Annotated in this window: 24 protein-coding genes; 13 read left to right on the top strand and 11 right to left on the bottom strand. The window is 72.6% G+C overall.

Features of this window, described 5'->3' with window-relative positions:
* Positions 1-5: 5 nt before the first annotated feature.
* Complete coding sequence (locus BJ993_RS06645) at positions 6-1,694, bottom strand: PHA/PHB synthase family protein (protein ID WP_179648155.1); 1,689 nt, start codon at positions 1,692-1,694, stop codon at positions 6-8.
* Between the two features lie 134 nt (positions 1,695-1,828).
* On the opposite strand from BJ993_RS06645, the gene BJ993_RS26315 reads away from it, so the two are divergent.
* On the top strand, positions 1,829-3,010 hold the full coding sequence (locus BJ993_RS26315; RefSeq protein WP_179648154.1) for a PucR family transcriptional regulator: 1,182 nt from the start codon (positions 1,829-1,831) through the stop codon (positions 3,008-3,010).
* A gap of 16 nt (positions 3,011-3,026) precedes the next feature.
* Here BJ993_RS26315 and BJ993_RS06635 read toward each other — a convergent pair whose 3' ends face one another.
* The 3 genes from BJ993_RS06635 to BJ993_RS25335 are packed head-to-tail and all read right to left on the bottom strand — an operon-like array spanning position 3,027 to position 5,196.
* Positions 3,027-4,322: an ArsB/NhaD family transporter gene (locus BJ993_RS06635; RefSeq protein WP_308645502.1), complete on the bottom strand. Its 1,296-nt coding sequence runs from the start codon at positions 4,320-4,322 to the stop codon at positions 3,027-3,029.
* Positions 4,319-4,768, bottom strand: coding sequence for a TrkA C-terminal domain-containing protein (locus tag BJ993_RS06630; protein ID WP_218864623.1), 450 nt, complete (start codon positions 4,766-4,768; stop codon positions 4,319-4,321). The genes BJ993_RS06635 and BJ993_RS06630 overlap by 4 nt, the downstream gene beginning before the upstream one ends.
* Positions 4,765-5,196 (bottom strand): hypothetical protein, encoded by a 432-nt coding sequence (locus BJ993_RS25335; RefSeq protein ID WP_218864622.1) that lies wholly within the window; start codon positions 5,194-5,196, stop codon positions 4,765-4,767. The genes BJ993_RS06630 and BJ993_RS25335 overlap by 4 nt, the downstream gene beginning before the upstream one ends.
* Positions 5,197-5,282: 86 nt before the next feature.
* On the opposite strand from BJ993_RS25335, the gene BJ993_RS06625 reads away from it, so the two are divergent.
* The 3 genes from BJ993_RS06625 (at position 5,283) to BJ993_RS06615 (ending at position 8,114) form a co-directional block, all read left to right on the top strand.
* Positions 5,283-6,248 (top strand): sensor histidine kinase, encoded by a 966-nt coding sequence (locus BJ993_RS06625; RefSeq protein ID WP_179648152.1) that lies wholly within the window; start codon positions 5,283-5,285, stop codon positions 6,246-6,248.
* The gene (locus tag BJ993_RS06620; protein WP_036548794.1) at positions 6,245-6,895 is read left to right on the top strand and encodes a response regulator; all 651 of its coding nucleotides are present in this window, start codon (positions 6,245-6,247) and stop codon (positions 6,893-6,895) included. Before BJ993_RS06625 ends, BJ993_RS06620 begins: the two co-directional genes overlap by 4 nt.
* A 289-nt stretch (positions 6,896-7,184) precedes the next feature.
* Entirely contained in the window at positions 7,185-8,114 is a 930-nt protein-coding gene (locus tag BJ993_RS06615; protein WP_179648151.1) for a putative endonuclease domain-containing protein, read from the top strand.
* Between the two features lie 103 nt (positions 8,115-8,217).
* Here BJ993_RS06615 and BJ993_RS06610 read toward each other — a convergent pair whose 3' ends face one another.
* Together BJ993_RS06610 and BJ993_RS06605 are read right to left on the bottom strand one after the other, a co-directional pair.
* Complete coding sequence (locus BJ993_RS06610) at positions 8,218-10,194, bottom strand: ABC transporter ATP-binding protein (protein WP_179648150.1); 1,977 nt, start codon at positions 10,192-10,194, stop codon at positions 8,218-8,220.
* Positions 10,191-10,880, bottom strand: a complete 690-nt coding sequence (locus BJ993_RS06605; protein WP_179648149.1) for a nitroreductase family protein — start codon at positions 10,878-10,880, stop codon at positions 10,191-10,193. Before BJ993_RS06605 ends, BJ993_RS06610 begins: the two co-directional genes overlap by 4 nt.
* A 142-nt stretch (positions 10,881-11,022) precedes the next feature.
* Here BJ993_RS06605 and BJ993_RS06600 point away from each other — a divergent pair, with 142 nt between their 5' ends.
* The 3 genes from BJ993_RS06600 (at position 11,023) to BJ993_RS06590 (ending at position 15,663) form a co-directional block, all read left to right on the top strand.
* Complete coding sequence (locus tag BJ993_RS06600; protein ID WP_179648148.1) at positions 11,023-11,175, top strand: hypothetical protein; 153 nt, start codon at positions 11,023-11,025, stop codon at positions 11,173-11,175.
* A gap of 62 nt (positions 11,176-11,237) precedes the next feature.
* The gene (locus BJ993_RS06595; RefSeq protein WP_179648147.1) at positions 11,238-14,210 is read left to right on the top strand and encodes a helix-turn-helix transcriptional regulator; all 2,973 of its coding nucleotides are present in this window, start codon (positions 11,238-11,240) and stop codon (positions 14,208-14,210) included.
* A gap of 40 nt (positions 14,211-14,250) precedes the next feature.
* On the top strand, positions 14,251-15,663 hold the full coding sequence (locus BJ993_RS06590) for a cytochrome P450 (RefSeq protein ID WP_308645501.1): 1,413 nt from the start codon (positions 14,251-14,253) through the stop codon (positions 15,661-15,663).
* On the opposite strand, the gene BJ993_RS06585 is transcribed toward BJ993_RS06590, so the two are convergent.
* Complete coding sequence (locus BJ993_RS06585; RefSeq protein WP_179648146.1) at positions 15,605-16,063, bottom strand: hypothetical protein; 459 nt, start codon at positions 16,061-16,063, stop codon at positions 15,605-15,607. The two genes, BJ993_RS06590 and BJ993_RS06585, sit on opposite strands and share 59 nt — an antisense overlap.
* Before the next feature lie 126 nt (positions 16,064-16,189).
* On the opposite strand from BJ993_RS06585, the gene BJ993_RS06580 reads away from it, so the two are divergent.
* Positions 16,190-16,549 (top strand): VOC family protein, encoded by a 360-nt coding sequence (locus BJ993_RS06580; RefSeq protein WP_179648145.1) that lies wholly within the window; start codon positions 16,190-16,192, stop codon positions 16,547-16,549.
* Positions 16,550-16,816: 267 nt separating this feature from the next.
* Here the strand turns inward: BJ993_RS06580 and BJ993_RS06575 are convergent, their stop codons facing one another.
* Both BJ993_RS06575 and BJ993_RS06570 read right to left on the bottom strand, forming a co-directional pair.
* On the bottom strand, positions 16,817-17,971 hold the full coding sequence (locus BJ993_RS06575) for a sulfotransferase family protein (RefSeq protein ID WP_179648144.1): 1,155 nt from the start codon (positions 17,969-17,971) through the stop codon (positions 16,817-16,819).
* 8 nt (positions 17,972-17,979) lie between these two features.
* On the bottom strand, positions 17,980-18,774 hold the full coding sequence (locus BJ993_RS06570; RefSeq protein ID WP_036548776.1) for an SDR family oxidoreductase: 795 nt from the start codon (positions 18,772-18,774) through the stop codon (positions 17,980-17,982).
* Positions 18,775-18,865: 91 nt separating this feature from the next.
* On the opposite strand from BJ993_RS06570, the gene BJ993_RS06565 reads away from it, so the two are divergent.
* The gene (locus tag BJ993_RS06565) at positions 18,866-19,714 is read left to right on the top strand and encodes an aldo/keto reductase (RefSeq protein ID WP_179648143.1); all 849 of its coding nucleotides are present in this window, start codon (positions 18,866-18,868) and stop codon (positions 19,712-19,714) included.
* A 79-nt stretch (positions 19,715-19,793) separates the two neighbouring features.
* Here BJ993_RS06565 and BJ993_RS06560 read toward each other — a convergent pair whose 3' ends face one another.
* Entirely contained in the window at positions 19,794-20,969 is a 1,176-nt protein-coding gene (locus tag BJ993_RS06560) for a hypothetical protein (RefSeq protein ID WP_179648142.1), read from the bottom strand.
* Complete coding sequence (locus BJ993_RS06555; RefSeq protein ID WP_179648141.1) at positions 20,969-21,859, bottom strand: TIGR03619 family F420-dependent LLM class oxidoreductase; 891 nt, start codon at positions 21,857-21,859, stop codon at positions 20,969-20,971. Before BJ993_RS06555 ends, BJ993_RS06560 begins: the two co-directional genes overlap by 1 nt.
* A gap of 46 nt (positions 21,860-21,905) precedes the next feature.
* Here BJ993_RS06555 and BJ993_RS06550 point away from each other — a divergent pair, with 46 nt between their 5' ends.
* The 4 genes from BJ993_RS06550 (at position 21,906) to BJ993_RS06535 (ending at position 25,092) form a co-directional block, all read left to right on the top strand.
* The gene (locus BJ993_RS06550) at positions 21,906-22,391 is read left to right on the top strand and encodes a nitroreductase family deazaflavin-dependent oxidoreductase (RefSeq protein ID WP_036548765.1); all 486 of its coding nucleotides are present in this window, start codon (positions 21,906-21,908) and stop codon (positions 22,389-22,391) included.
* 7 nt (positions 22,392-22,398) lie between these two features.
* Entirely contained in the window at positions 22,399-22,830 is a 432-nt protein-coding gene (locus tag BJ993_RS06545; protein WP_036548763.1) for a nuclear transport factor 2 family protein, read from the top strand.
* 30 nt (positions 22,831-22,860) lie between these two features.
* Positions 22,861-23,472, top strand: coding sequence for a hypothetical protein (locus BJ993_RS06540; protein WP_179648140.1), 612 nt, complete (start codon positions 22,861-22,863; stop codon positions 23,470-23,472).
* An 84-nt stretch (positions 23,473-23,556) separates the two neighbouring features.
* Positions 23,557-25,092 (top strand): LuxR C-terminal-related transcriptional regulator, encoded by a 1,536-nt coding sequence (locus tag BJ993_RS06535; RefSeq protein ID WP_179648139.1) that lies wholly within the window; start codon positions 23,557-23,559, stop codon positions 25,090-25,092.
* Positions 25,093-25,147 lie beyond the last annotated feature (55 nt).

The raw sequence follows: 25,147 nt of genomic DNA, 5'->3' as shown, positions 1-25,147 counted from the left end.
AGACCTCACTTGTCGAAGACGTAGGTGCCGGGGGCGTCCGCGAGCGGCCTGAGGCGGGTCGAGCCCATCTCCTTGGGAGCGGGCTTGAGCTCGCCGGTGCGCTCGTCGAGCCACTGCGCGACATCGTTCCACCACGAGCCCTGGTGGGTCTCCGCGCCCTTGAGCCAGGTCGTGGCGTCGGCGCCGTGGTCGTCGTTGGTGTGGAAGGACGCCTTCGGGTTGTCCGGCGGGTTGACCAGGGCGGCGATGTGGCCGCTGGTCGACAGGATGAACCGGGTCGCGCCCCCGAGCAGCTGGGTGGTCCGGTAGCAGTTCTCCCAGGGCGTGATGTGGTCGGCGATGCCGGCGACGATGTAGCTGTCGACGGTGACCTTGCCGAGGTCGATCGGGACGCCGAGGACGCTCAGCGCGCCCGCTCGGATCAGCTGGTTCTCGACCGCCATGTCGACGAAGTCGGCGTGCAGGCCGGCTGACATCCGCGTGGTGTCGGCGTTCCAGAACAGGATGTCGAAGGCAGGCGGCTTCTTGCCGAGCAGGTAGTTGTTGACCCAGTAGTTCCAGATCAGGTCGCTGGGCCGCAGCCACGCGAACACCTCGGCGAGCGAGCGGCCGTCGAGGAAGCCCTTCTGGGCGGAGCGCGCCTTCGCGAGCGCGGCCATCCGTGGGTCGGTGAGCGCCGAGACGGTGCCCGAGTCGTGGTTGTCGATGACCGTGACGGCGAGCACGAGGCCGGCGAGCCGGTCCTGCCGGCCGATGCCCGCGAGGTACGCCGCCGTGATGCTCGCGAGGATCCCTCCCGAGCAGATCCCGGCCAGCATCGTCTGCGCGCTGCCGGTGATCTCCTCGACGGCGTCGAGCGCCTCGAGGATCGAGCCGACGTAGGTGTCGAAGTCCCAGTCCTTGTGGCGGGCGTCAGGGTTGCGCCACGAGATGACGAACATCTGCCGGTCGTTGCGGGTGCTGAACTCCACGAGGCTGCGCCCGGGGGAGAGGTCGACCGCGTAGAACTTGTTGATCGTCGGCGGGACGATCATCACCGGCACCTCGCGCACCTCGTCGCTCTGCGGGACGTACTGGATCAGCTCGAGCACGTCGTTGCGGAACACCACCGAGCCGGGCGTGGCCGCGATGTTGTCGCCGAGGGTGAAGCCCGAGGTGTCGACCATGTCGGGGATCCGCGGGGCCGAGGCGAGGTCCTTCACGAGCTGGGTGCCGCCGCGGACCAGGCTGAGGCCGGCGGTGTCGATGACGGCCTTCGCCGAGGCCGGGTTGACCAGCGGCACGTTGCTCGGCGACATCGCCTCGACGACATTCTCCACCAGGAAGCGCACCCGCTTGCGGTCCCGCGGGTCGAGGTCGGCCTCGTCGACCAGCTGGTCGACCGTGCGGCCGCCCGCGAGGTAGAGCTGCACGAGGCGGCGCAGCAACGGGTTCTCGGTCCAGCCGGCGTCGGTGAAGCGGCGGTCGCCACGCTTCGGCGTGACCTCGGACGTCCCGAGCACCACCTTGCCGGCCTCGGCGGCGAGTCCGCCCAGGCGCCGCGCGGTCAGCCGCGGCCGGCGCGCCATCGAGACCGCCCACCGCGCCGTCGACATGTCGGGCAGGAAGCGGCGGACCGGACCGAGCGCGGCGTCGACGAGCAGTACGTCGAGCGGGGCGGCGGTGTCGGCCAGGGTGGCGGGGTTCGTGCTCATCGGTGCTCCTCGGGGTCTCCGGGTTGACTGCACAAGCGTCCCGTCGCCGAGGGGTCGACCGCTTCGGCTGTGCGCACCGACTTTCCCGGTGATCATGTGTGCACCTGCACAACGCGGGCCCTACGCTCGGAACCGTGGATGGTCCGGACGTGAACGCCGAGGTGCGCAAGCTCAGCGCCCGCCTGCTCCCCGAGTCGGACCAGCTCGGAGCGGCGATGGCCGAGCGGATCCGCGCCGAGATCCCCGTGTACGACGCCGGCGACACCGTGTCCCACGACGAGCTCGTCGCCTCGTGCGTGGTCAACACCCGCTACATCCTCGGCAACCTAGCCGGCGACGTCACCGCCACCGAGACGCCCACCGAGACGGGCACCGTCCGCGCCGAGCAGGGCGTGCCCTACGCGGTGGTCCTCCAGGCCTTCCGGGTCGGGTCCCGGTTCATCTGGGAGGTGCTCGTCGAGCGGGCCGACCCGGAGGACCGCGACCTCCTGCTCCTCGCCGCCGCCGACATCTGGGCGGTCAGCGACCAGCTCGCCGCCGACGTCACCGACGCCTACCGCCGCTCCATGGCCGACCGCGCCCGCCGCGACGGGCAGATGCGCGCCGTGCTCGTCGGCTCGCTCCTCGACGGCGACGCCGACGCGACCGCCTATGTCGGCGAGACCGCCGGCATGCTCGACCTCGGCCGCGCGAGTGAGTACGTCGTCGTGTCCGCCGAGTCGCCGGCGCCCGGCGCGGAGGGCCTGGCCGACGTCGAACGCGTCCTCCGTCGTACCAATGTCCGCTCGGCGTGGCGCCTCGACCACGACCACCAGGAGGGCGTCGTCGCGCTCCGCCTCGGCTTCGGCGTCGAGCACCTCGTCGAGTTGCTGCGCGGCCTGGCCCGCGCACGGGTCGGCGTCAGCGACGTCGTCTCCCGCCTCGACGAGGTCCAGGAGGCGCGGCGCCAGGCGAGGGTGGCCTGCGCGGCGGTCTCACCGGGCACGGTCGACGTCGGCCGGTTCGGCAGCGACCCGCTCGCCGTCCTCCTCGCCAGCAGCCCCGACCAGGCCCGCGCGCTGGTCGACGCCGTCCTCGCCCCGGTGCTGGCCCTGCCGCCCGACGACCGCGCCGTCGTCATCGACACGGCCCGCGCCTGGCTCGCTGCCGGCGGCTCCACCTCGACGGCGGCCCGCGAGCTCCACGTGCACCGCAACACCGTCCGCTACCGGGTGCGCCGCCTCGAGGAGGTCACCGGCCGCGACCTGGCCCGTCCCGTCGACGCCGCCGAGCTCTACGTCGCGCTGGAGTGCGTACGGATCCTCGGGCTGGCCTGAACCGCGGACAGCGGCGTCAGGCCAGCACGAAGTAGCGCAGGTAGACGTAGAGCCACGCCACGACGAGGGTCATCACGGTGGTCACGACGCCGTACCTCGTGAACTGCCAGAAGCTGATCGGCTCCCCGGACTTCGCCGCGATGCCGAGGACGACGACATTGGCACCGGCGGCGACGGCCGTGGCGTTGCCGCCGAGGTCGGCGCCGAAGACGAACGCCCACCACAGCGGACTGTCCGCGCCCGAGGACCCGGTCGCCGCGACCATGTCCTCGACGATCGGGACGGTCGCCGTCGTGTAGGGGATGTTGTCGACGAACGCGCCCACCACGCCGGAGCCGAAGAGCAGGGCGGTGGCGGCGAGCAGCTCGCGATCGCCCATCGCGTCGGCGGCGAGCTCGCCGATCCGCCCGATCACCCCCACCTGGACGAGCGAGCCGACGAGCACGAAGAGCGCCATGAAGAAGGCGAGCGTCCCCCACTCGACCTCCTCGAGGAACTCCTCGGGCTCGGTCCGCGACACCAGCACGGTCGCACCGGCACCCATCATCGCGACCATCGAGGGGTCGAGGTGGAGCACCGTGTGCAGGCTGAAGGCCACCATCACCAGCGCCAGCACGGCCAGGCACCGCACCAGCATCCGCATGTTGGTGATCGCGTCCCGCGGCTCCAGGTCGGCGAGGACGTGAGCGACGTCGACCGGCTCCCCGAACGACTTCCGGAACAGCCACCGGGCCATCACCACGAACAGGACCAGCAGGACCACCGTCAGCGGCAGCGAGTGGACGAGGAAGTCGTCGAAGGTCAGGCCGGCCCGGCTGCCGATGATGATGTTGGGCGGGTCGCCGATCAGCGTGGCCGTGCCGCCGATGTTGGAGGCGAGGATCAACGAGATGAGGTACGGCGCCGACGGCAGCCCGAGCTGACGGCAGACCGCGATCGTCACCGGTGCGACCAGCAGGACGCAGGTGACGTTGTCGAGGATCGGGGCGACCGTGGCGCTGATCAGCACCAGAAGCACGAGCAGTCGGTAGGGCCGGCCGCCGGACTTGCGCGCAGCCCACAGCGCGAGGAACTCGAAGAGGCCCGTCTGCTTGAGGACGCCGACGATGACCATCATCCCGAAGAGCAGGAAGATGACGTTCCAGTCGATCCCGGTCTCGTGGTGGAAGAAGGCCGAGTTGGCGTCGACCAGGCCGATCGCCGCCATCGCGGCCACCCCGCCGAGCGCGGCCGCGACGCGGTGGACCCGCTCGGTGGCGATGAGGGCGTAGGCGACGATGAAGATCGAGAGGGCGGCCGACGTGAGGATCACGCCGCGCCCCGTCGTACCGGCTCGAGCGTCTCGTACCAGCCGGCCAGCCGGCCGTGGCGACTGACCGCGCGCAGGCGTTCCTCGACCTCGGCCACCTGGCCCAGGGCGGCGACGGCGAGGACCTGGTCGCCGCGGCGCAGGACCGTCCGGTCGCCGGGCACGAGTACGGCGTCGCCGCGCGTGACCAGCGCGACGGCCGATCCCACCGGGAGCCTGAGCTCGCCGACCTCGACGCCGGCGAGCCGCGACTCCTCCTCGACCTCGAAGCGCAGCAGGACGGCGTCCATCCGGTCGAGGGTGGCGAACCCGATCGAGACCTTGTGCACGAAGCTGCCCTTCTCCGCCCACCGCGGCTGGCGGCCGCGGCCGATCGCGAGCCCCACCGCGAAGCCCACGGCGGCGCAGAGCATCCCGACGGAGACCGCCAGCTCGGCGGCTGCCGTCATCGCGGGACCCCCGTCCCATCGGCGCCGGAGGGGGAGGCCAGGAGGTGTTCGACCGACACGACGTCGAGGCGCAGGAGGCGCAGGTCCAGGTCGTCGAACACCTCGCCGACGGCGTGCTCCAGGGCGTCCCGGGCGTGGGGCAGGCCCTCGGGCAGGTCCGGCAGGTCGTGGGCGGCCAGCCATCGCCGTGCCGCGGCGAGCAGGAGCGCGCGCGTCACCCGCACCGGGTCGGCCGGCGCCGCCGGGCCCGCGGCGACCATCGCCTCCACGAGCAGCCGTACGTCGGCGCCGTCCGCGGTGGGACCGCGCACCGTCAGCGGCAGCGCGTGCTGGGTGCCGCCGCCCTCGCCCCGGGGGCGGGATCCGTCGTACCCGACGGCGAGCGAACGGCCGAGGGTGCGTCGGAGACGGGCGAGGGGCGGCGGCATGGCTCCAGCGAACCGCCGGAGCCGTCGCGGCGGTATGGGGTCCGCCCCCCATTTGCTCAGCCCCGTCCTTCGGGGAGGGTGGAGGCGTGCGGCCCGTCAACTCGTCCCTGTACTGGAAGGTGTGCCTGATCAACGGCGCGGTGCTGTGTGCGGCGGTGTCGGTCCTGCTGCTCTCGCCGGCCCGGGTCTCGCGGCAGGTCGTGGTCTCGGAGGCGTTGGTCCTCGTCGCCGGCCTCGGCCTGGTCCTGCTGGTGACGGCGGTCCTGCTGCGCAGTGCGCTGGCGCCGGTCGACAAGGTGATCCGGGAGATGGCGACCGTCCAGCTGGGCGGGGTGGGGCGCCGCCTGACCGCCGAGGGCGACGGTCCGGGCGCGCAGCTGGTCCGCAGCTACCACGCGATGCTGGAGCGCCTCGAGGGGGAGCGACGATCCAGCTCCGCCCGGGCGCTCGCCGCGCAGGAGGCGGAGCGCCACCGGATCGCGCGCGAGCTGCACGACCAGGTCGGCCAGAGCCTCACGGTGGTGCTGCTGGGGCTCAAGCAGGTGGAGGACCGCGCCCCGCACGACCTGCGCGCCGAGCTGGCGCTCCTGCGCGAGAGCGCCCGGTCCGGTCTGGACGACGTACGACGGGTGGCGCGCGAGCTGCGCCCCGGTGTGCTCGACGACCTCGGCCTGCAGGCCGCGCTCGCGGCGCTGGCCACCGATGTCGCCGCGCACGGCGGGCCGGCCGTCCGTCGTACCTTCGGACCCGGCCTGCCGGAGCTGGGCCACGATGCCGAGGTCGTGGTCTACCGCGTCGCCCAGGAGGCGCTCACCAACGTGGTCCGCCATGCCAGGGCCACGCGGGTCGAGCTGTCGCTGCTGCGCTTCGGCACGGGCGTCGCCCTGGAGGTCGCCGACGACGGCTGCGGGCTCGCCGCCGGGACGCCCGACGGCACCGGGCTGGCCGGGATGCGCGACCGCGCGGCACTGGTCGGCGGGACCCTCGAGGTGCGCTCGCGCGGTGCGGGTACGACGGTCCGGCTGCTCGTCCCGACCGGAGGTGTCGCGTGACGCCGATCCGGGTCCTCCTGGCCGACGACCACGCCCTCGTCCGTCGGGGGGTGCGCCTCATCCTCGAGCAGCAGCCCGACATCGAGGTCGTCGCCGAGGCGGCCGACGGGGCGGAGGCGGTGGCGCTGCTGCGGCAGACCGAGGTCGACCTGGTCGTCCTCGACATCGCGATGCCGACCATGACGGGGCTGCAGGCGGCGCGTGAGATCGCCCGGCGGCCCGACCCGCCGCGGGTGCTGATGCTGTCGATGCACGACAACGAGCAGTACTTCTTCTCGGCGCTGCGCCTGGGCGCCAGCGGCTACGTGCTGAAGTCCGTCGTCGACGAGGACCTCGTCGAGGCGTGCCGGGCGGCGATGCGCGGCGAGGCCTTTGTCTACCCCGGCGCCATGGGCGCGATCGTCCGCGACTACTTCGATCGGGTCGCTCGCGGCGAGCGGGTCCCCACCACCGTGCTCACGCCGCGCGAGGACGAGGTGCTCAAGCTGGTCGCGGAGGGACGAACGACTCGCGAGATCGCGCGGATCCTCACGATCAGCGAGAAGACGGTCGACAAGCACCGCACCAACATCCTCGCCCGGCTGGGGATGAACGACCGCACCCAGCTGACCCGCTACGCGATCCGGGCGGGACTCGTGGAGCCCTGATGTCGGTGCGTCGCGTGCGGTAGTCCCTGACGAAAAGCACCGGAATCGGTCGCGTTGTGGTGCTTTTCGTCAGGGACTACCGCAGCGGGATCGGCCACCTGGAGCGTCCTGCCCTGTGGAGGAGCATCGTTGTCCACAGGGCCGGCCAGCGACGGCGCGCGATGTCGTACGGCGGGCGCAACCTGCCGGCATGGTGCGATGGGAGGAGCCTCGTCCGGGCCTGGTGCGACCGGTCCGGCTGGATCCGACGGGTCGGGACGGACCGACGCGGGGACAGGCGCGCAACCGCGTGAGGTTCCGCCGTTCGAGCCGCGGGTTCTACGTCCCGGCTGAGATCGACGGGAGCGATGTCGAGCAGCGGATCCTCGAGGCCTCGGTCGTCCTCGGGCCGCCGCACGCGGTGACCGGTTGGGCCGCACTGCGGTGGCTGGGCGGCACGTGGTTCGCGGGAACGGACGCGACTGGTGGCCGGCTCCCGGTCGACTTGCTGATCAGTACCTTCGACATTCGCCCGCAGCGGGGCTTGGTCGTGTGCGGGGAGGGCGCTGGCCAGCACGCGATGCTGACGGTCGACGGCGTTCGGGTCACGAATGCGGCGTGGTCGGTCTCCTTCGCCATGCGCTACGCGCCGTCCCTGCTGGCTGCGGTCCAGGTCCTCGACATGGCGGCGTACTCGGACCTTGCATCGGTTGCGGAGGTCGGCGAGGTCATCGGCGGGCAGTCGTCGTGGACGGGGGTGCCGCAGGCGCGGCAGGCGTTGACCCTGGGTCAGGAGAACGCCTGGTCCCCGCAGGAGACCAGGCTCCGGCTGCTGTGGGCGGCTGCGGTCGAAGGAGCTCTGCTGAAGCCCAATGTCCCCCTGTTCGACAGGGAGGGACGGCACATCGGGACCCCCGACGTCATCGACGTGGCGGCAGGGGTGGCAGCCGACTACGACGGCGTCGTCCACCTCGGCCGCGAGCAGCGTCGCAGCGACCGCGCCCGTGACGAGGTCTTCGCGTCCCACGGGGTGGAGATGGTGCGGTGGATGTCCGGAGACCGGCCCGGCGACTTCTTGGCTCGGCTCTGGCGCGCGTACCGATCAGCCGCACGTCGTACCGGCCCGCGTTCCTGGACCGCTGACCCGCCGACGTGGTGGACATCGACCTCGACCGTCGAGGCACGCCGGGCCCTCAGCGCTGACCAGGCCGACCGGTGGCTGCGCTACCGCACCGCGTGAGCGGCTGTGCTGCGGTAGTCCCTGACGAAAAGCACCGGAAACCACGTCATCTCGGTGCTTTTCGTCAGGGACTACCGCGCAGCGCCGACCAGGTAGGGCCCCGCTACAACGAGACGTCCGCCCGCCGGCTGTCGCAGGCCGGCCGGCCGTGCGGCTCACGGGAGAACTGCTCGTCGTACAGGCGCTTGTAGAGGCCACCGGCGGCCATCAACTCGTGGTGCGTGCCGCGCTCGACGAGGCGACCGTCCTCCAGGCCGAAGATGACGTCGGCGGAGCGGATCGTCGAGAGGCGGTGGGCGATGGCGATGGTGGTGCGCGAGCGGGTGGCGCGCTCGAGGGCCTCCTGAACCAGTCGCTCGGTCTCGTTGTCGAGCGCGGAGGTGGCCTCGTCGAGGATCAGGATGGCGGGGTCCTTGAGCAGCACGCGGGCGATGGCGAGGCGCTGCTTCTCCCCGCCGGACAGGCGGTAGCCGCGCTCGCCGGTGATCGTCTCGTAGCCCTCGGGGAAGCCCATGATCCGGTCGTGGATGTTGGCGTCGCGCGCGGCCCGCTCGATCTCGTCGGCGGTCGCGTCGGGCTTCGCGTAGGCGATGTTGTCGCGGATGGTGCCGTGGAAGAGGTACGGCTCCTGGGTCACCATCCCGACGGCGTCGGCGAGCGAGGAGAGGGTGAGGTCGCGGACGTCGTGGCCGTCGATCAGCACCGCGCCCTCGGTGACGTCGTAGAACCGCGGGACGAGGTACGTCGCCGTCGTCTTCCCGCTGCCCGACGGACCCACGATCGCGGCGAGCTGCCCCGGCTCGACCACGAGCGAGACGTCGTCGAGCGCCCACCCGGAGGTCACCGGTGCGGCGCCGGGACCATCGGGGTCCGCCTCGATCCGCACCCCGCTCTCGCCGAAGCGGTCGCGGTTCGTCGTACCGGACAGGGAGCGGGGCTCGGGGTAGCGGAACCGGACGCCGCGCATCTCCACCCGGCCCCGGACGGCGTCGGGGTCGAGGGTGACGGCGCCGGGGCGCTCGGTGATGGCGGGCTCGAGGTCGAGGTACTCGAAGATCCGGCGGAACAGGGCGAGCGAGGTCTGCACGTCGAGGGTGACCCGCATCAGCTGCAGCAGCGGCATCTGCAGCCTGCCCTGCAGCGTGGTGAACGCGACGAGGGTGCCCGCGGTGAGCGCGCTCTCGCCCGCCCCGACGGGGGTGTCGCCGGTGATCAGCCAGCCGCTGAACAGGTAGATCAGCGCCGGCGTGATCGCGAAGAACGTCTGGACCACGGCGAAGAAGGTGCGCCCGGTCATCGCCTGCTCCACCTGCAGGCGGGTCTGGCGGCGGTTGGCCTCGCGGTAGCGGTCGACCTCGGAGTCGGCCCGGTTGAACACCTTCGCGAGCAGGATCCCGCTCACCGACAGGGCCTCCTCGGTGATCGCGGTCATCTCCGACAGCGACTCCTGGGTGCGTCGCGCGAGGCGCTGGCGGACGCGGCCGACCCGGAACTGCAGCACCACGAACAACGGCATCAGGAAGAGCGTGATCACGGTCAGCTGCCACGACAGGACCAGCATCGAGACCAGCGCCGCCGCGACCGTCACGGAGTTCTGCACGATCGTCGTCGCGGTGTCGGTGAGGACGGTGCGCACGCCCGCCACGTCGTTGGCCAGCCGGGACTGGATCGCCCCGGTCTTGGTCGCGGTGAAGAACGCGAGCTCCATCTTCTGCAGGTGCTCGAACAGGTCGCCGCGCAGGTCGGCCATCGCGGAGTTCCCGACGGTCGAGGTCAGCCACATCTGCCAGATGCCGATGAGCGCGACCGCGACCGGGATGGCGCACAGACCCGCGACCAGCCAGCCGAGCAGGCCGAGGTCGGGGCCGCCGCCGTCGAGTGGGAAGAGCGCGTCGTCGAAGACCGCCCGGGTCAGGAACGGCGCCAGCGCCTGCAGCGACGCCGCGCCGACGACCGCGACGAGCACCATCGCGATCTTGGCGCGGTAGGGCCGCAGCAGCCGCGCGATCCGCGGCAGCACCGGCTCCTTCTGGCGCAGGTCGTCGGCGGTGAGGTGGGTGACCACCGGGCTCGGCCTCATCCGGCGGCCTCCCCGTCGGCGTCAGTCGACCAGCCCGCGCCCCAGCGGCCGCGGTGGGCCACCTCCTGCCACGGTGTACGACGACGACGGCTCGCCGACCCCCGTGCACCCGCCGCCCGGTCGGCCGGCGGGGCCGGGTGCCCGATCGTGATCGCACCGATCGGGTGCGGCGCCTCCTCGTCGGCGGTGTCGACCAGGCCGAGCCGCTCCTTCACGGCCTCGACCCGGTCGGGGACCAGCCCGAAGAAGCAGGCGCCCAGGCCCGCGTCGGTCACGGACTGGAGCACCAGCAGCGAGGCCATCGCGGTGTCGAGGTGCCAGTAGGGCATCGCCCACCGGTCCTCGTCGCGCTCGTGGAGGCCGGCGCGCCGCTTGTCGGCCTCGGCGTAGCGGTCCAGGTAGGCCGACCGGCGGCTGCACGGGACCACGACCACCGGGGCCGTCATCATCCCGGCGAGCCAGCGGTCCGGGCTGCCCCCGTCGGCCGCCGCGTCGGTCTGTGCGCGCCAGAAGCCGCGCACCGCGTCCGGGGTGTCGAGCACGACGAAGGCCCAGCCTTGGGAGAAGCCGGCGCTCGGGGCGCGGGTGGCGGCCGCCAGGGCGGCCTCGACCACGGCGGGGTCGACGGGGTCGGGAGCGTAGGCGCGCGTCATCCGGCGTCGTCGTACGACCTCTGCGAACTCCACCCGACCTCCTCGGCAACTCACGAACTATCCCACCTCAGACCGACCCTCAGGCGGGTCCGACCCCCTCAGGTGAGGTTCGGAGCCGACAGATAGGGAGGTTGCCCGATGTGCGGGCCTACCTCAGGAGACGAGTCTCTACGTCATGAGCAACGACTTCTTCATCTCCGCAGAGAACGACTACCGCCGCCAGCGCGCCGTCAGGGGCGTCGCCGCCAGCCGTGCCGGACGCACCCGGTCGTCCTGGCTGCGTCGCGTGGCCGCCGCCGACCCGACCGTCGAGCGCCGGTCCCGCTGACCCGCCACCCTCACCACACCTTGACGACCACCCTGTCGGTGCCGGGGGCCATGATGGTCCCCGTGGCCGCACACAGCAGCCTGACGATGGTCGGGCGTGACTCCGAGCTCGCCGAGCTGAGCCGGCTGGTGGGCCTCGCGTCCGCGGGCCGCCGCTGGCAGGGACGACCGGGAGCGGTGCTGCTGTCGGGCGACGCCGGGGTCGGCAAGACCCGGCTGCTGATCGAGCTGCGTGATCGCGCCAAGGTCGAGGGATGGCGGGTCTACGCCGGCCACTGCCTCGACTTCGGCGAGAGCGCGCTGCCCTATCTCCCCTTCAGCGAGGTCGTCGGCCGCATCCTCGACGAGCTGCCCGAGGTCGCCCAGCAGGTGGCGTCCCACGGCGCGATCGAGCGGCTGCTCCCCGGGCGCCGCGTCCGCGTCGGGGGCGAGGCCCGTGAGGTCGGTCCGGCCGTCGAGGTCCCCGGCCACGACGGCGACCGGGCCGGCCTGTTCGAGGCCGTGCACGCCCTCCTGGAGGCCGCCGCGGCCGAGGCGCCGGTGCTGCTCGTCATCGAGGACACGCACTGGGCCGACCAGTCCACCCGCGACCTGATCGGCTTCCTCTTCACGCGCGCCTTCACCAACCCGGTGGCCGTGGTGGTGTCCTACCGCTCCGACGACCTGCACCGCCGCCACCCGCTGCGCCGCCAGGTCGCCGAGTGGTCGCGGATCCCCAATGTCGACCGGCTCGCCCTCTCGCCGCTGCCGGAGGACTCCGTGCGCGCCCTGGTCCGCGAGCTCGCGCCCGACGGCCTCGACGAGCGCGCCGTGGCCTCGATCATCGACCGCGCCGAGGGCAACGCCTTCTTCGTCGAGGAGCTGGTCGCCTCCAAGCAGGACCGCGACTGCGAGGACGTCCCGGGTGACCTCGCCGACGTGCTCCTCGTCCGGCTCGACCGACTCTCCGACGAGGCCCGCCAGGTCGTGCGCGTCGCCAGCGCCGCAGGTCGCCGGATCACCCACGACCTGCTCGCGGCGGCGACCGACCTGGCCCCGGCCGACTTCGACGCCGGCGTGCGCCAGGCGGTCGAGATGAACGTCCTCGAGGCCGGCGCGCGCCACTACACCTTCCGGCACGCCCTCCTCGGCGAGGCCGTGTACGACGACCTCCTCCCCGGCGAGCGCGTCCGGCTCCACGCGCGCTATGTCACCGCCCTCGGTGAGGCGGCCGGTCGCGGCACGGCGGCCGAGCTGGCCCGGCACGCCCGCCGCAGCAACGACCTCGACCGCGCCGTCGAGGCCAGCATCGAGGCGGGCGACGAGGCGATGGCGGTCGGCGGTCCCGACGAGGCGGCCGACCACTTCCAGCAGGCGCTCGAGCTGCTCGAGGACGCCGACCGCGCCGAGCGCCTCGGCATCGACTCCTCCAAGATCGCCGCGCGCACCTCCGACGCGCTCGTCGCCGGCGGCGACGCCCAGCGCGCCTGCCAGCTCCTGAAGGAGCACCTCGAGCGCACCCCCGCCGACACCGCGCCGCTCGCCCGCTGCCGCCTGCTCAGCCAGTACGCCGAGCTCCTCACCGTCACCGAGAACGACCTCGACGCGGCGGCCCTGTCGGCCGAGGCCCTCGCGCTCGCCCCGGAGGGCGAGAGCCCGATGCGGGCCAAGGTGCTCATCGCCCACGCCCGCGTGCTCGCCAACGTCGGCCGCGAGGACGAGGCGGAGTCCTTCGCCACCGAGGCGCTCGGCCTGGCCGAGCGCCTGGCCATGCCGGTCCTCGCCTCCGAGGTCGTGACGACGCTGAGCGGGCTCCACGTCAAGACGGTCGTCGGCACGGAGCAGGAGGCGCTGCGCGCCGCGCTCGAGGCCGCGGTCGCCCGGGCCGAGCAGGCCGGTGCGCTCCAGGCCGAGCTGCGGGGCCGCTTCCTGCTCGGGCGGTCCTACCAGGACTCCGCCGAGTGGGAGGTCGCCGCCCGCTGGTTCGCCTCGGGCGTCGAGGCCGGCGCGCGGGCCGGCACGCCCTGGGCGCCCTATGTCATGGAGTCGCGCTGGCAGCTCGCGAGCATCCGGCTGATCACGGGCGCCTGGGACGAGGCGCTCGCGCTGACCGACGCCGTCGCCGACGGGGCCGGCCCGGTCATCCCGCTCGGCATCATCGCGCCGTCCCGGTTCTCGATCCTCGCCGCCCGCGGCGAGGACGTGCTCGACCGCGTCCGGAGCCTCCGCTCGCTGTGGGAGGACGAGGGCGGTGTCGGCGTGTTCAGCGCCGGTGTCGAGATCGACGTCAACGGCTGGCGCGGCGACGCCGCCGCAGCGATCGCGGCCTACGACGAGGTCGTGAGCGTCCTGGGCCGGATCTGGCAGGAGCACTTCGCGGCGCGGGTCCGGCTGTCCTCGCTGACGCTCGCGGCCATCGCGGCAGCCCTGCCCTCCGCCAGCGCCGCGGAGCGCCGCGCGCTGCTCCAGCGCGCCGACCAGCTCCTGGTCGACGGCCGCACCGTCGCCGAGCGGTTCCGGTCCGGGCCGGGGCGCTGGGGCGTCGAGGGCCAGATGTGGGAGGCCCGCCTGCGCGCCGAGCACCTGCGCGTGCGCTGGCTCGGCGGCGACGCGTCGTCCCGCGACGAGCTCGTCGGCGCATGGGTCGAGGCGCTCGAGAGCGTCACCAAGCTGGGGCACGTGCCGGAGGAGGCGCGCGTGCGGGCGGCGTACTCCCAGATCCTGCGGCTGGTCGGCGAGACCGCTGCCGCGGCGGAGGAGGCCGAGGCGGCGCGCGCGATCGCCGACCGCCTCCGTGCGCCGCTGCTCGTGTCCGACCTCGGCGCGGCGCGGTCCGCGACGCCCGCCACCGACAGCCCCGCGGCGCGGCTGACCGCCCGCGAGGTGGAGATCCTGGCGCTCGTCGCCGAGGGCCGCTCCAACGGCGAGATCGGCAAGCAGCTGTTCATCAGCACCAAGACCGTCAGCGTCCACGTCTCCAACATCCTGGGCAAGCTCGGGGCGGCCAGCCGCACCGAAGCGGCGGCCATCGCCCGCCGCGACGATCTCCTCCCGTAGCAGGACGCCCGGCTCGCCAGCCGGGCGTAGCGTCGGCCGGGTGACGATCGAAGCCGAGCGCACCACCCCCGACACCCGCGACCTCACGCTGCGCCGGTTCCGGCACACCAGCGTCGTCGGCGGCAGCAACCTGCCGCCGGTCCCGATGGACGCGCTGCCGCCCGGTCCGCGTTGGCCCGCGATCGTCCAGACGGTGGCGCTGATGCGCTTCCGGCACCAGTTCCACCCGTGGCTGCACCGCAGGTACGGCGACGCCTACACCGTGAACCTGATCCCGGGCGGCCGGCCGCTGGTCCTCTTCACGCGGCCCGAGGTCACCAAGGAGATCTTCGCGGCCGACCCCGAGGTGTTCCACGCCGGCAAGGGCAACGCGATCCTCGGTCCGATCATGGGCGAGCACTCGCTGCTGCTCCAGGACGGGGGCGAGCACCACCGGGCCCGCAAGATGCTGATGCCCGCCTTCCTCGGCCACGCGCTGCGCGGCTACCGCGGCATGGTCGCCGAGGTCGCGGCCGCCGAGGTCGACGGCTGGCGCGAGGGGGAGACCTTCCGGGCGCTCGAGCGGATGAACTCCCTGACCCTCGAGGTCATCCTGCGCGTGGTCTTCGGCGTCACCGACGAGAAGCGGCTCGCGCAGCTGCGGCCGGCGGTCAACCACACCGTCGAGATCAACCCCGCGATCCTGCTCGGCTGGGCCTACCCGCGCCTGCAGAAGCTCGGCCCGTGGCGTCGTACGGTCGAGAACCAGGTCGACCTCGACCGGCTGATGTACGCCGAGATCCGCGAGCGGCGCGGCGCGAGCGACCTCGGCGACCGCACCGACGTGCTCTCGCGGCTGCTCGCGGCCACCGACCCCGAGGACCCGACGAGCGGCCTCGACGACACCGAGCTGCGCGACCAGCTGGTGACCCTGCTGCTCGCGGGCCACGAGACGACGGCGTCGGCCCTGTCGTGGGCCCTGGTCGAGGTCGGCCGCAGCCCGGACCTCCTCGCCCGCACGCAGCGCGCGGCCGACGAGGGCGACGACGCGTGGCTGGAGGCGGTGCTGAAGGAGTCGATGCGCCTCCACCCGATCATCCCGATGGTCGTGCGGACCCTGATGAAGCCGGCCACGGTCGGCGGCTGGGACCTGCCGGCCGGTGCGACCGTCGGGCCGTCGATCATCATGAGCCACCAGCAGGAGTCGAACTTCGCCGACCCCGAGGTCTTCCGGCCCGAGCGCTTCCTCGGCGGCGACGCGCCCGCGCTCAACGTGTGGATCCCCTTCGGCGGCGGCGTCCGGCGCTGCATCGGCGCCGGCTTCTCGCTGATGGAGGGCGTGGAGGTGCTGCGCGAGGTCTTCAGCCGGTACGACGTCAGCGCGGTCGGTCACGACGTGCCCAAGGTCCGCAACATCACCAGCGTGCCCCGGCGAGGCGCACGGATCCGGGTCCGCCGGCGCCGGTCGGTGTGAGGACGACCGTCGCCGCGACGTCCTCGAACACGTCGCAGTAGTCCGCGTAGTCGGCGCGCGCCACCGTGCCGGCCACCACGACGGCCGTGTCGCCGACGATCCACGTCCACTGGTCGGTGACGACCTCGGTCGCCCCGACGGCGTGCCCCAGCCGCTCGTAGCCGACCCTGCGGCCACCCAGCTCGAACTCGTCGGCGTCCTCGACCTCGACCCCGGCCGGCGGTGCGGGCAGGTCGTCGAGCGGGACCGTGCGCACCACCAGCGCGGGCGCGAGCCCGCTCGCCGGCACCACCGGCGAGCGTGCCTCGAGCACGATGCCCGGCGCGGGTCGCTCGCGCGTGGGCCAGTGGCGCGGCAGCGCCAGGGAGAGCTGGTGGTCGACGACGCGGTGGACACTCATGCAGGCAGCGTGGGCAGCCCGGCCTGTGGACGAAACCCGGCCTCCGTCAGCCTGTGGACGACCGCCTGCTCGACCCCCGCGCCCACGCCCGGCGGCGATGTCGGTGGTCGTGCCTAGCGTCGGGACATGCCCATCGCACGCAATCCCCAGTTCGTCCTCGACTGCCCCGACCCGATCCTCCTCGCGGAGTTCTACGGCGCGGTCCTCGGCTGGTCGCCCAAGATCGACCCCGACGGCGGCTGGGCCACGGTCTCCTCGGGGGACCACCACATCCACTTCCAGCGGGTCGACGACTTCCGACCACCGGCCTGGCCCGGCCAGGAGGTCCCGCAGCAGGTCCACCTCGACGTCGACGTCGACGACCTCGACGAGGGGGAGGCGGTCGTCGTCGGCCTCGGGGCGACCAAGCACGAGCACCAGCCGGGGACGACCTTCCGGGTCTACCTCGACCCGGCCGGTCACCCGTTCTGCCTCTGTTTGGCGTGAGCGCGTCTCCGGCGTGATGACGGGAGGCAGCAAGCTGCCGTCGCACGCCTCCCGCCGCGCTGCCACGCGCTCTGTTTGGCGTGAGCGCGTCTCCGGCGTGATGGCGGGAGGCAGCAAGCTGCCGTCGAACCCTCCCGCCGCGCTGCCACGCGGTCTGTTTGGCGTGAGCGCGTCTGATCATTGGCGCGAGCGCGTCTCCGGCGCGAGGAGGGCAGCAAGCTGCCCGGCGGCGCCTCCCGCCGCGCTGCCGCGCATGGCTACGTGCGCTCAGCGGGTGAAGGACTCCCGGATCTCCGCCTCGGTCAGCCCGTAGTCGGCCAGGTCGTAGCTGTGCGACGGCCGGCGCGGGCCGCTGCGCGACTCCTCGTCGAGGCGGCGCACCTCCTGCTGCGCCGCGTCGCTCCAGGTCAGCCCGAAGGCGTCGTAGATGGCGCCCACGGTGCCCACGGGGTCCTGGACGAAGGCGCGGTAGTCGACGTCGAAGAACTGGCTCTCGTCGTACTTGCTGCGGGCCTGCCAGAAGGCGTGCCACTGGCGGGTCAGGTGGCCGAGCTGGTCGCGGCCGAGGGTCTCGCCGACGAAGGTCGTCGAGTGGCCGCCCGTGGCCTCCGCGGAGAGCGAGCAGGCCGACGCGACGGAGGTGACCGGCTCGCGCTGGGTCATCACGACGAGCGCGTCCGGGTAGACCTCCATCAGCGCGTCGAGCGCGATCAGGTGCGAGGGGTTCTTCAGCACCCAGCGCTTGTCCTGGTCGTTGAGCCCGATGAGCTGCAGGTTCTGCCGGTGCCGCTCGTAGGCGTCGGTCCAGTCCTGGGTCGCCAGCCAGGAGGAGTACGCCGGCACGTGGGCCAGCGACTCGAAGCCGATCGACTTCCCGGTCTGCCGCAGCACCCGCCAGCACTCCTCGGGCTCGGTGGCGTCGGAGTAGTGGATCCCCATGAACTCGGGGTTCGTGACGTGGTGCTCGCGGAAGGCCGCCTGCATCGCGTTGAAGATCGGGTCCGACTCCCACGTCTCGCGCGGGGGGCGCGGCTGGGGGAACTCCGTCAGCCACATCTCGAGGCCCTGGTGAGCCGGGTCGGCGCAGAGCAGCCGGCTGAGCGCCGTCGTGCCGGTGCGGGGGAGGCCCAGGACGAAGATCGGCCGCTCGATGACGACGTCGGCGTGCTGCGGGAACTCGGTGAACCGCGCCTGGGTGAGCAACCGGGCGACGAGGGCGCTCTTCACCTGCGAGCGCATGAAGTAGTTGCCGGTACCGGTGAGCCCGGCCTCCGGGGAGCCCAGGTCCTCGACGAGGATCCGGAAGGCCTCCTCGTGGCCGGGCGCGTCGGCGAAGCCGAAGTCGGTCAGGCCGGTGGTGCGGGTGGCGGCGGCGCAGATGTCCTCGAAGGTGCCGACGTCGTCGCGCTGGCGCTCGCTCATGGCCTGGCTCATGCGTGGAACTCGCCGCAGTCGACGTTGAGCATCTGTCCGGTCACCGCGGAGGCGAGGTCGGAGGCGAGGAAGAGCGCGGCGCGCGCGACCTCGTCCGGGGTGGCGAGCCGCTTGAGGTCGGTCGGCTCCGCCTTCTCGGCGTACACCTCCTCGTGGGTCCGCCCGGACTCCTGCGCGATCCAGTCGAAGTAGGCCTTGTTGACGTCCTCGTAGATGTACGACGGCGCGACGCTGTTGACCCGGATCCCGCGCGGGCCGAGCTCGGTCGCCAGCGACTGCGCGAGGTGCTCGAGCGTGCCCTTCGACAGCTTGTAGCCGCTGTACTCCGGCTGGCTGCTGTAGATGACGCACGAGTTGACCATGATGATCGAGCCGCCGACCTTGTCCTCGGTCTGCGCCAGCGCGTCGGCGAAGAGGGCCGAGAGCCGCAGCGGCGCGAAGACGTTGGTCTCGTTGGCGTTGCGCAGGCCCTCGAGGTCGAGGGTGCTGATCGGGTCCATCGGCGGGATGCCGAACGCGTTGTTGATGAGGCAGTCGACCTTGCCGAACTCGTCGAGCGCCGCCTCCACCAGCTGCTTGCGCTGGTCCTCGTCCGTGATGTCCGTCGGTACGACGAGCGCGCGGCGTCCGTGCGCCCGCACCACCTCGGCCATCTTCTCCAGCCGCTTGGGCGTGCGCGAGGCGAGCACCAGGTCGGCGCCCATCCTCGCGGCCTCCTCGCCGAGCGAGCGACCCAGTCCCGGGCCGACACCGGACAGCACGACGACCTTGTCGGTCAGCAGATCCACCATGGGCACACACTAGAACGTGTTTCAGTTTTGGGGAAGAGGTCGTGGAGAGGCGTTGCCGGAATAGTCCGGCGCCCGACCGGTTGTCCCAGGCGTGAGCACTCCCCGGATCGAACTCAACGACCACACGTCCATCCCCCAGTTCGGCCTCGGCGTCTGGCAGGTGTCGCCGGACGACGTCGAGCGCGTCGTGTCCGACGCCTTCGAGATCGGCTACCGCCACGTCGACACCGCGCAGATGTACGGCAACGAGAAGGGCGTCGGCGCAGCCATCGCCGCCTCCGGGCTCGCCCGGGACGACGTCTACGTCACCACCAAGGTCAACAACAACCGGCACCGGCCCGCCGACGCGAAGGACTCCGCGCGCGTCTCGCTGGAGAAGCTCGGCCTCGACCGGGTCGACCTGCTGCTCATCCACTGGCCCCTGCCCACGCAGTACGACGGCGATTTCGTCTCCACGTGGGAGGCGCTGCTCGAGCTGAGGGAGGAGGGCCTGGCCACCTCGGTCGGCGTCTCCAACTTCCAGCCCGACCACCTCGACCGGATCGTCGCGGCCACCGGTGTGGTCCCCGTGGTCAACCAGGTCGAGGTGCACCCGTACTTCGCCAACGAGGCCGCGCGGGCGGCCACGCTGCGGCACGGCGCGCACGTCGAGGCGTGGTCGCCGCTCGGCCAGGGTGGTGGCGAGCTGACCGACCCCGCGGTGCTCGCGGTCGCCGAGGCGCACGGGAAGACCCCCGCCCAGGTGCTCCTGCGCTGGGCGCTCGACCGCGGCGACATCGTGTTCCCGAAGTCGCTCAGCAAGGCGCGCCTGGCGGAGAACTTCGACGTCTTCGACTTCGCCCTCACCGCTGACGAGGTCGCCGCGATCGCCGCGCTCGACAAGGGCGAGGCAGGTCGCCAGGGCCCGAACCCGGACACCTTCGACTGGATCCCCGCCTGAGCGGATCCGTCGCGGGGTCGTGTGCCTGAGACATCGGGATCACGGGGTCTCAGGCACACGACCCACGCCCGCCGCCGCCCTAGGAGATCATCCGGCGCGCCACCGCCCGCTGCCGCGCGGCGATCCGGTCGGCGTACTCCTCGGGCGTGAGGCCGGCCAGGCCGGGGAGCCGCTTGGCGACCTCGGCCACGGGCACGACCTCCACCGTGGGACCGTCGGCCGCCGACAGGGCACGGGTCAGCTGCTGCCAGCGCAGCATGATCGGGCCGGTGCGGTGGCCGGTGGTCTCGAGCCAGTTCGCCGCGGGCGCGGGGGTGCCGTCGAGCAGGGCCGGCGGCTGCTCCGAGATGACGAAGCGCATCACGCCGTCGTCGTCGGTGTGCGCCTGCGCCTTGGTCAGCGACGTCTGGTGCGTCTCGTAGTCGGTCGAGGCGTACCAGTCCGAGCCGATCTGGATCGCCTGGTAGGTGCAGTCGTCGCAGCGCGGGACGCTGACGACCATCGCCTCGTCCTCGCCGAGCTCGTAGTGGCCGATCGAGGAGAACTGCGAGGACAGGCCGCCGGGCGTGGAGGCCGGTGCGGTGAGGGTGTTGACCGGCTCCTTGTACTGGAAGAAGTGGGGGAAGGCGAACCACGTCTGGATGGAGCTGGTGAGCGACCGCGCCGCCACCTCGTACTTCTTGCGCAGCAGGTCGGCGCTCAGCGCCCGCCGCGGCTGGCCGATGGTGTCGACCCGCTCGATGGTCAGGGTGCCGCGCGTCTCGTTGTCCCAGTCGTTGAAGACCTCGCGCACGATCAGCGTCTTGGCGCCCGTCTCGGCGGTGTAGGTGAACTCGAAGGACCCGTCCTCGGCGACGTCGAGCTCGCGGTCGTCGAAGGCCATCAGCGACGTGGCCGCCGAGTCCGCGCTGTAGCTGCCGCCCATGACCTGGAAGGACAGGTCGGCCGAGGTGCCGCGCCTGCCCCGGATGACGTACGAGACGCCCTCGCGCAGGTAGGCGGTGAAGTACACGGCGTCCGGGTTGTCGAGGCCCTGGCGCGAGAACTGGTGGGTCGGGTTGATGAAGACCGGCTGCTCGAGGTCGTAGTCGAAGGCCGTCTGCATCGCCATCCGGATCCGGCCGGCGAGGTAGTCGTAGCCCTCGAGCCGGTCCGCCTCGGTCCGGATGAACGGGGCGTTGGCGATCAGCTCCTCGGCCTCCGCGATCGCGGCCTGCAGGGGAGCGGTCAGCCCGAGGGACGCCGACCCGGACATCAGCCGTTGGCCTTCGCGATGATGTTCTCGGCGTACTGCTCGAGGTGCTTGATCTTCGTCTCGAGCGGCTCGGTGTCGGGCCCCTTGATGTACGGGACCCGGAAGCCGACGATGCAGTCGGTGACGCCCTTGTCCTCGAGCCGCTTGATGCCGTCGAGGGTGTAGGCGTCGTAAGAGATCACGTGCACCTCGAAGTCGTCGCGGGTGTCGCCCTCCTCCTCGCGGATCTCGGCGAGACGGGTCAGCAGCCGGTCGAGCTCCTCGCCGTCGCCGCCGGCGTGCATCCACCCGTCGCCCTTGCGTACGGCGCGGCGCAGGGCCGCGTCCGAGTGGCCGCCCACGAGCAGCGGGATCCGCTCGGTCGGGGCGGGGCACTGCTGGAGCGGCTCGATGTCGAAGAACTCGCCGTGGTAGCCGAAGAAGGTCGGCTCGTCGCCGGGCTGGGTGAGCCCGCGCAGGATGTCGATGCACTCGTCCATCCGCTTGCCGCGCCGCTCCCACGGGACGCCGAGCGCGGCGAAGTCCTCGGGCCAGGGCGAGAGGCCGACGCCGAGACCGAGCCGGTTGCCCGACAGGAAGGCGAGCGACGAGGCCTGCTTGGCGACGAGCACCGGCGGGCGGATCGGGAGCTTGAGCACGAACGGCGTGAGCCGGATCTTCTCGGTGACCGCGAACAGGTGCGCGCAGAGGATGAAGGTCTCGATGAACTCCTTGCCGAGCAGGAACTCGCGGTCCCCGGTGTCGGTGTAGGGGTACTTCGAGTCGGACTCCTGCGGGTAGATCAGGCTGTCCGCGATCGTCATCGAGGTGTAGCCGGCGGCCTCGCAGGCCTGGGCGAGCGGGGCGTAGTAGCTGGCCTGGGTCATGCCCTCGGCGAAGGAGAAGCGCATGGGCCCACACTAGAACGTGTTCTAGATCTGTGCCAGAGTGAGTCCCATGGCAGCGACCAAGCCGAAGCCCGACGGCCTCGACAAGCCGATCGTCGCGAAGATCATCAAGTACGGCGCCCGGGCCAACGTCGCGGTCTACCGGCTCACCAACGGACGGATCGGCGCGAAGTGGCGGATCGGCGCGGGCTGGCGCAAGCCGGTCCCCGTCCTGCTGCTCGACCACGTGGGCCGCAGGAGCGGCACCCGGTTCACCACCCCGCTGCTCTACCTCGCCGACGGCGAGGACCTCGTGGTCGTCGCCTCGCAGGGCGGCCTGCCGAAGAACCCGCAGTGGTTCCACAACCTCGTCGCGAGCCCGGACACGACGGTCGCGGTGCCGCGCGAGCGCAGCCGGGCCGTGCGTGCGCGGGTCGCCGCGCCCGACGAGCGCGCCGCGCTGTGGCCCCGGCTCGTCGACCTCTACGCCGACTTCGACAACTACCAGGCGTGGACCGACCGGGAGATCCCGGTCGTCGTCCTCGAACCCCGCTAGGAGCCCCGTGGACCTGCAGGAGCTGAGCGACCGCGCGGAGATCGCCGACGCGATCACCCGCTACACCCTCGCCGTCGACGAGGGCGACTTCGACCGTCTCGACACCGTCTTCACTCCCGACGCGCACATCGACTACACCGAGAGCGGCGGCGTCGCCGACGCGTACCCGGTGGTGAAGGCGTGGCTCGCCGAGGCGCTCCCGGGCTTCTCGACGCACCGCATCCACATGCTCGGGCAGCTCGCCTTCGACTTCGCCGACTCGCGTGACGAGGCCGCCGTGACGGCGTACTTCCACAACCCGATGCGCATCGCCGACGGTCGCGGCGGTGAGCGCGTCGTCGAGGTCGGCGGCCTGTACCAGCACACGTTCGTGCGCACCGACGCCGGCTGGCGCTCGCGCCGGCTGCACGAGAAGGTCGTCTGGACGCGCGGTTTCTGATTTCTTGGCGGCTCCCGGACAATGGGCCGCGTGAGCCACCCGAACGAGCCCCACGCCGACCGCCCCGTGCTCAACGGGCTGGTGGCGCTGGTCGCCGTCGGCCTGGGCGTCGGCCTGATCCTCGCCCTGGCCGCCCTCGTCGGCACCAAGGTGCTCGGCTTCGGCGGCGGCGACAGCTCGGCGGGCGGCGGCTCGTCGGCCCACGACTCGATGTACCTGCCGACCCCGGCCGAGACCGACGGCGCCAGTGGCCCGCTCATCACGCTGCACACCGAGGACCCCGAGACGGAGTCGACCGCGACCTCCGACGCGACCGAGGAGCCGGAGGAGAGCGAGACCACCGAGGCCACGGACACCGCGTCCCCCGGAGCCGGCGAGATCTCGCTTCAGGCGGTCGACACCACGGTCAGCTCCGGCGAGCGGATCTACTTCAGCGGCGTCTACCCCGGCGGTGAGGGCGCCATCCTGTGGCTCCAGCGGTGGCAGGACGGCGCGTGGGCGGACTTCCCGGCCAGCGTCGGGGTCACCAACGGCACGTTCTCCAGCTACATCTTCACCGGCGTCAGCGGCCTCAACCGGTTCCGCGTCATCGACCGCGACGACGGCACCGTCAGCAACGAGATCCGCGTCACCGTCGGCTGAGCCTCGGCCGGTGGATCGAGGCTGACCGAGCGACCGGCGTTTCCTCCGGTTGGCAGCTCCCCGGCCCGGCGGGGACGATGGACCATGGGCGAGCAGCCGGCGGTCTCCGACCTCGAGCTCGACCTGTGGGTGCGGATCCAGGCGGGCGACTTCGACGGCGCCTTCGCCCTCGCCACGCGCCTGCTGACGATCAGCACCGACCGGGTGCAGTGCGGCCGGGTCGAGGCCGCGATCGGGCTGATGATGCAGCGCACCGGGCTGATGGCCGACTCGCGCGACCAGTTCGCGCGGGCGCTCACCCTGGTCGGGCAGTCCGGTCCCGACCGCGCGCTCGTGCTGGCGGTCGCCTCGCTGTCGAGCGTCCTGTCCGGCTCGCTCGAGCAGGCCGAGGCGGAGGCGAGCGAGGCCGTCGTACTCGCTGAGCAGCACGGGATCGACTTCGCCGTGCGCCAGTCCCGCACCACGCTCGCCGCGGTGCACCTGGGCCGCGGCCGGCTCGCGGAGGCGCTCGCGTGCGCCGAGGCCGCGGCGTCGTACGACGACGACGGGATCGGCCAGGCGGAGTACCGCTCCACGGCGCACGTCCTGCTGGCGATGGTGCTCGCGGAGCTCGACCGCATGGACGAGGCGCACGCGGCGATCGCGGAGGGCGTGCGGATCGCGCTCGAGGAGGGCGACACCGGCCAGCTGGCGTGGTACCTCGCGTCCCAGGCGATGCTCCACTTCATCGACGGCGGCTGGGAGGCCGCCCGTGACGAGGCGCGCCGCTCGCTCGAGCGCGCCGAGGCCACCGGCGCCCTCGCCGCCCGGCCGCTCGCGTGGGGGATCGCGGCCTGCATCGAGGGCCTGCGCGGCAACGTCGGCGACGCCCGGGTGCTGATCGCGCGGGCACGCTCGCACCGGCTCGGCCCCGGCGGCGGGCTGGGAGAGGAGTGGGTCGCGCTGGCGGTCGCCGCGACGAGCGCGGACGACGACGAGCGCTACGACGCGCTGTGCGAGGCGTGGTTCCGGTTGCGGGGGATGCCCAGCTTCCTCGCCTGGAAGGTCTTCGCCCACCCGCTCGTCGCCCTCGCCGTGCAGCGCGGGGACCGGGCCCTGGCGGAGGCGGTGAGCGCCCGGGTCGGCGCGGTGGCGGAGGCCGCTGGCACGGCGAGCGCCCGGGCCACGGCCCTGTGCTGCGCGGCCGCGCTCTCCGGCTCGGCGGCCGGCCTCGACGAGGGGCTGGCGCTGCTGCGCACCGCCGGCCGGCCGCTGCCGCTCGCCTTCGGGTGCGTCGCCGCGGCCCGCACCGCCCCCGACCCGGTACGACGGATGGCGGCCCTCCGGGAGGCGTCGGCCGTGTTCCACCGCTTGGGCGCCACCACGTGGAGCGCGGAGGTGGCTCGTGACCTGGTGCGGGTCTCCAGCGAGCCCGCGGCGGCACCGGCCCGGTCGGGTCCGTGGCACCTGCTGACGCCCGGCGAGCAGCGGGTGGTGCGCCTCGCGGTCGAGGGCCTGACCAACCAGCTGATCGCCGAGCGGCTGGGCGTCTCGCCGCGGACCGTGCAGGCCCAGCTCGCGTCCGCCTGCCGCAAGTGCGACGTCACCGGGCGGGTCCAGCTCGCGGGCCTGTTCGCGTAGGGCAGGCCGCGGCTCTCCCGCCCGGTGACGTGGACCGGGCCGAGGGGTGGTGGGT

This window comes from Nocardioides aromaticivorans, from assembly GCF_013408525.1.
Classification (GTDB): domain Bacteria; phylum Actinomycetota; class Actinomycetes; order Propionibacteriales; family Nocardioidaceae; genus Nocardioides; species Nocardioides aromaticivorans.
This window is presented reverse-complemented; position numbering and strand designations above follow the sequence as displayed.

Coding starts and splice junctions, on each gene's coding strand:
- BJ993_RS06535 (WP_179648139.1), top strand. CDS start 23,557: ATGGGCGAGCAGCCGGCGGTCTCCGACCTCGAGCTCGACCTGTGGGTG.
- BJ993_RS06610 (WP_179648150.1), bottom strand. CDS start 10,194: ATGAGGCCGAGCCCGGTGGTCACCCACCTCACCGCCGACGACCTGCGC.
- BJ993_RS06570 (WP_036548776.1), bottom strand. CDS start 18,774: ATGGTGGATCTGCTGACCGACAAGGTCGTCGTGCTGTCCGGTGTCGGC.
- BJ993_RS06585 (WP_179648146.1), bottom strand. CDS start 16,063: ATGAGTGTCCACCGCGTCGTCGACCACCAGCTCTCCCTGGCGCTGCCG.
- BJ993_RS06645 (WP_179648155.1), bottom strand. CDS start 1,694: ATGAGCACGAACCCCGCCACCCTGGCCGACACCGCCGCCCCGCTCGAC.
- BJ993_RS06600 (WP_179648148.1), top strand. CDS start 11,023: ATGAGCAACGACTTCTTCATCTCCGCAGAGAACGACTACCGCCGCCAG.
- BJ993_RS06575 (WP_179648144.1), bottom strand. CDS start 17,971: ATGAGCGAGCGCCAGCGCGACGACGTCGGCACCTTCGAGGACATCTGC.
- BJ993_RS25335 (WP_218864622.1), bottom strand. CDS start 5,196: ATGCCGCCGCCCCTCGCCCGTCTCCGACGCACCCTCGGCCGTTCGCTC.
- BJ993_RS06580 (WP_179648145.1), top strand. CDS start 16,190: ATGCCCATCGCACGCAATCCCCAGTTCGTCCTCGACTGCCCCGACCCG.
- BJ993_RS06630 (WP_218864623.1), bottom strand. CDS start 4,768: ATGACGGCAGCCGCCGAGCTGGCGGTCTCCGTCGGGATGCTCTGCGCC.
- BJ993_RS06555 (WP_179648141.1), bottom strand. CDS start 21,859: ATGCGCTTCTCCTTCGCCGAGGGCATGACCCAGGCCAGCTACTACGCC.
- BJ993_RS06550 (WP_036548765.1), top strand. CDS start 21,906: ATGGCAGCGACCAAGCCGAAGCCCGACGGCCTCGACAAGCCGATCGTC.
- BJ993_RS06560 (WP_179648142.1), bottom strand. CDS start 20,969: ATGTCCGGGTCGGCGTCCCTCGGGCTGACCGCTCCCCTGCAGGCCGCG.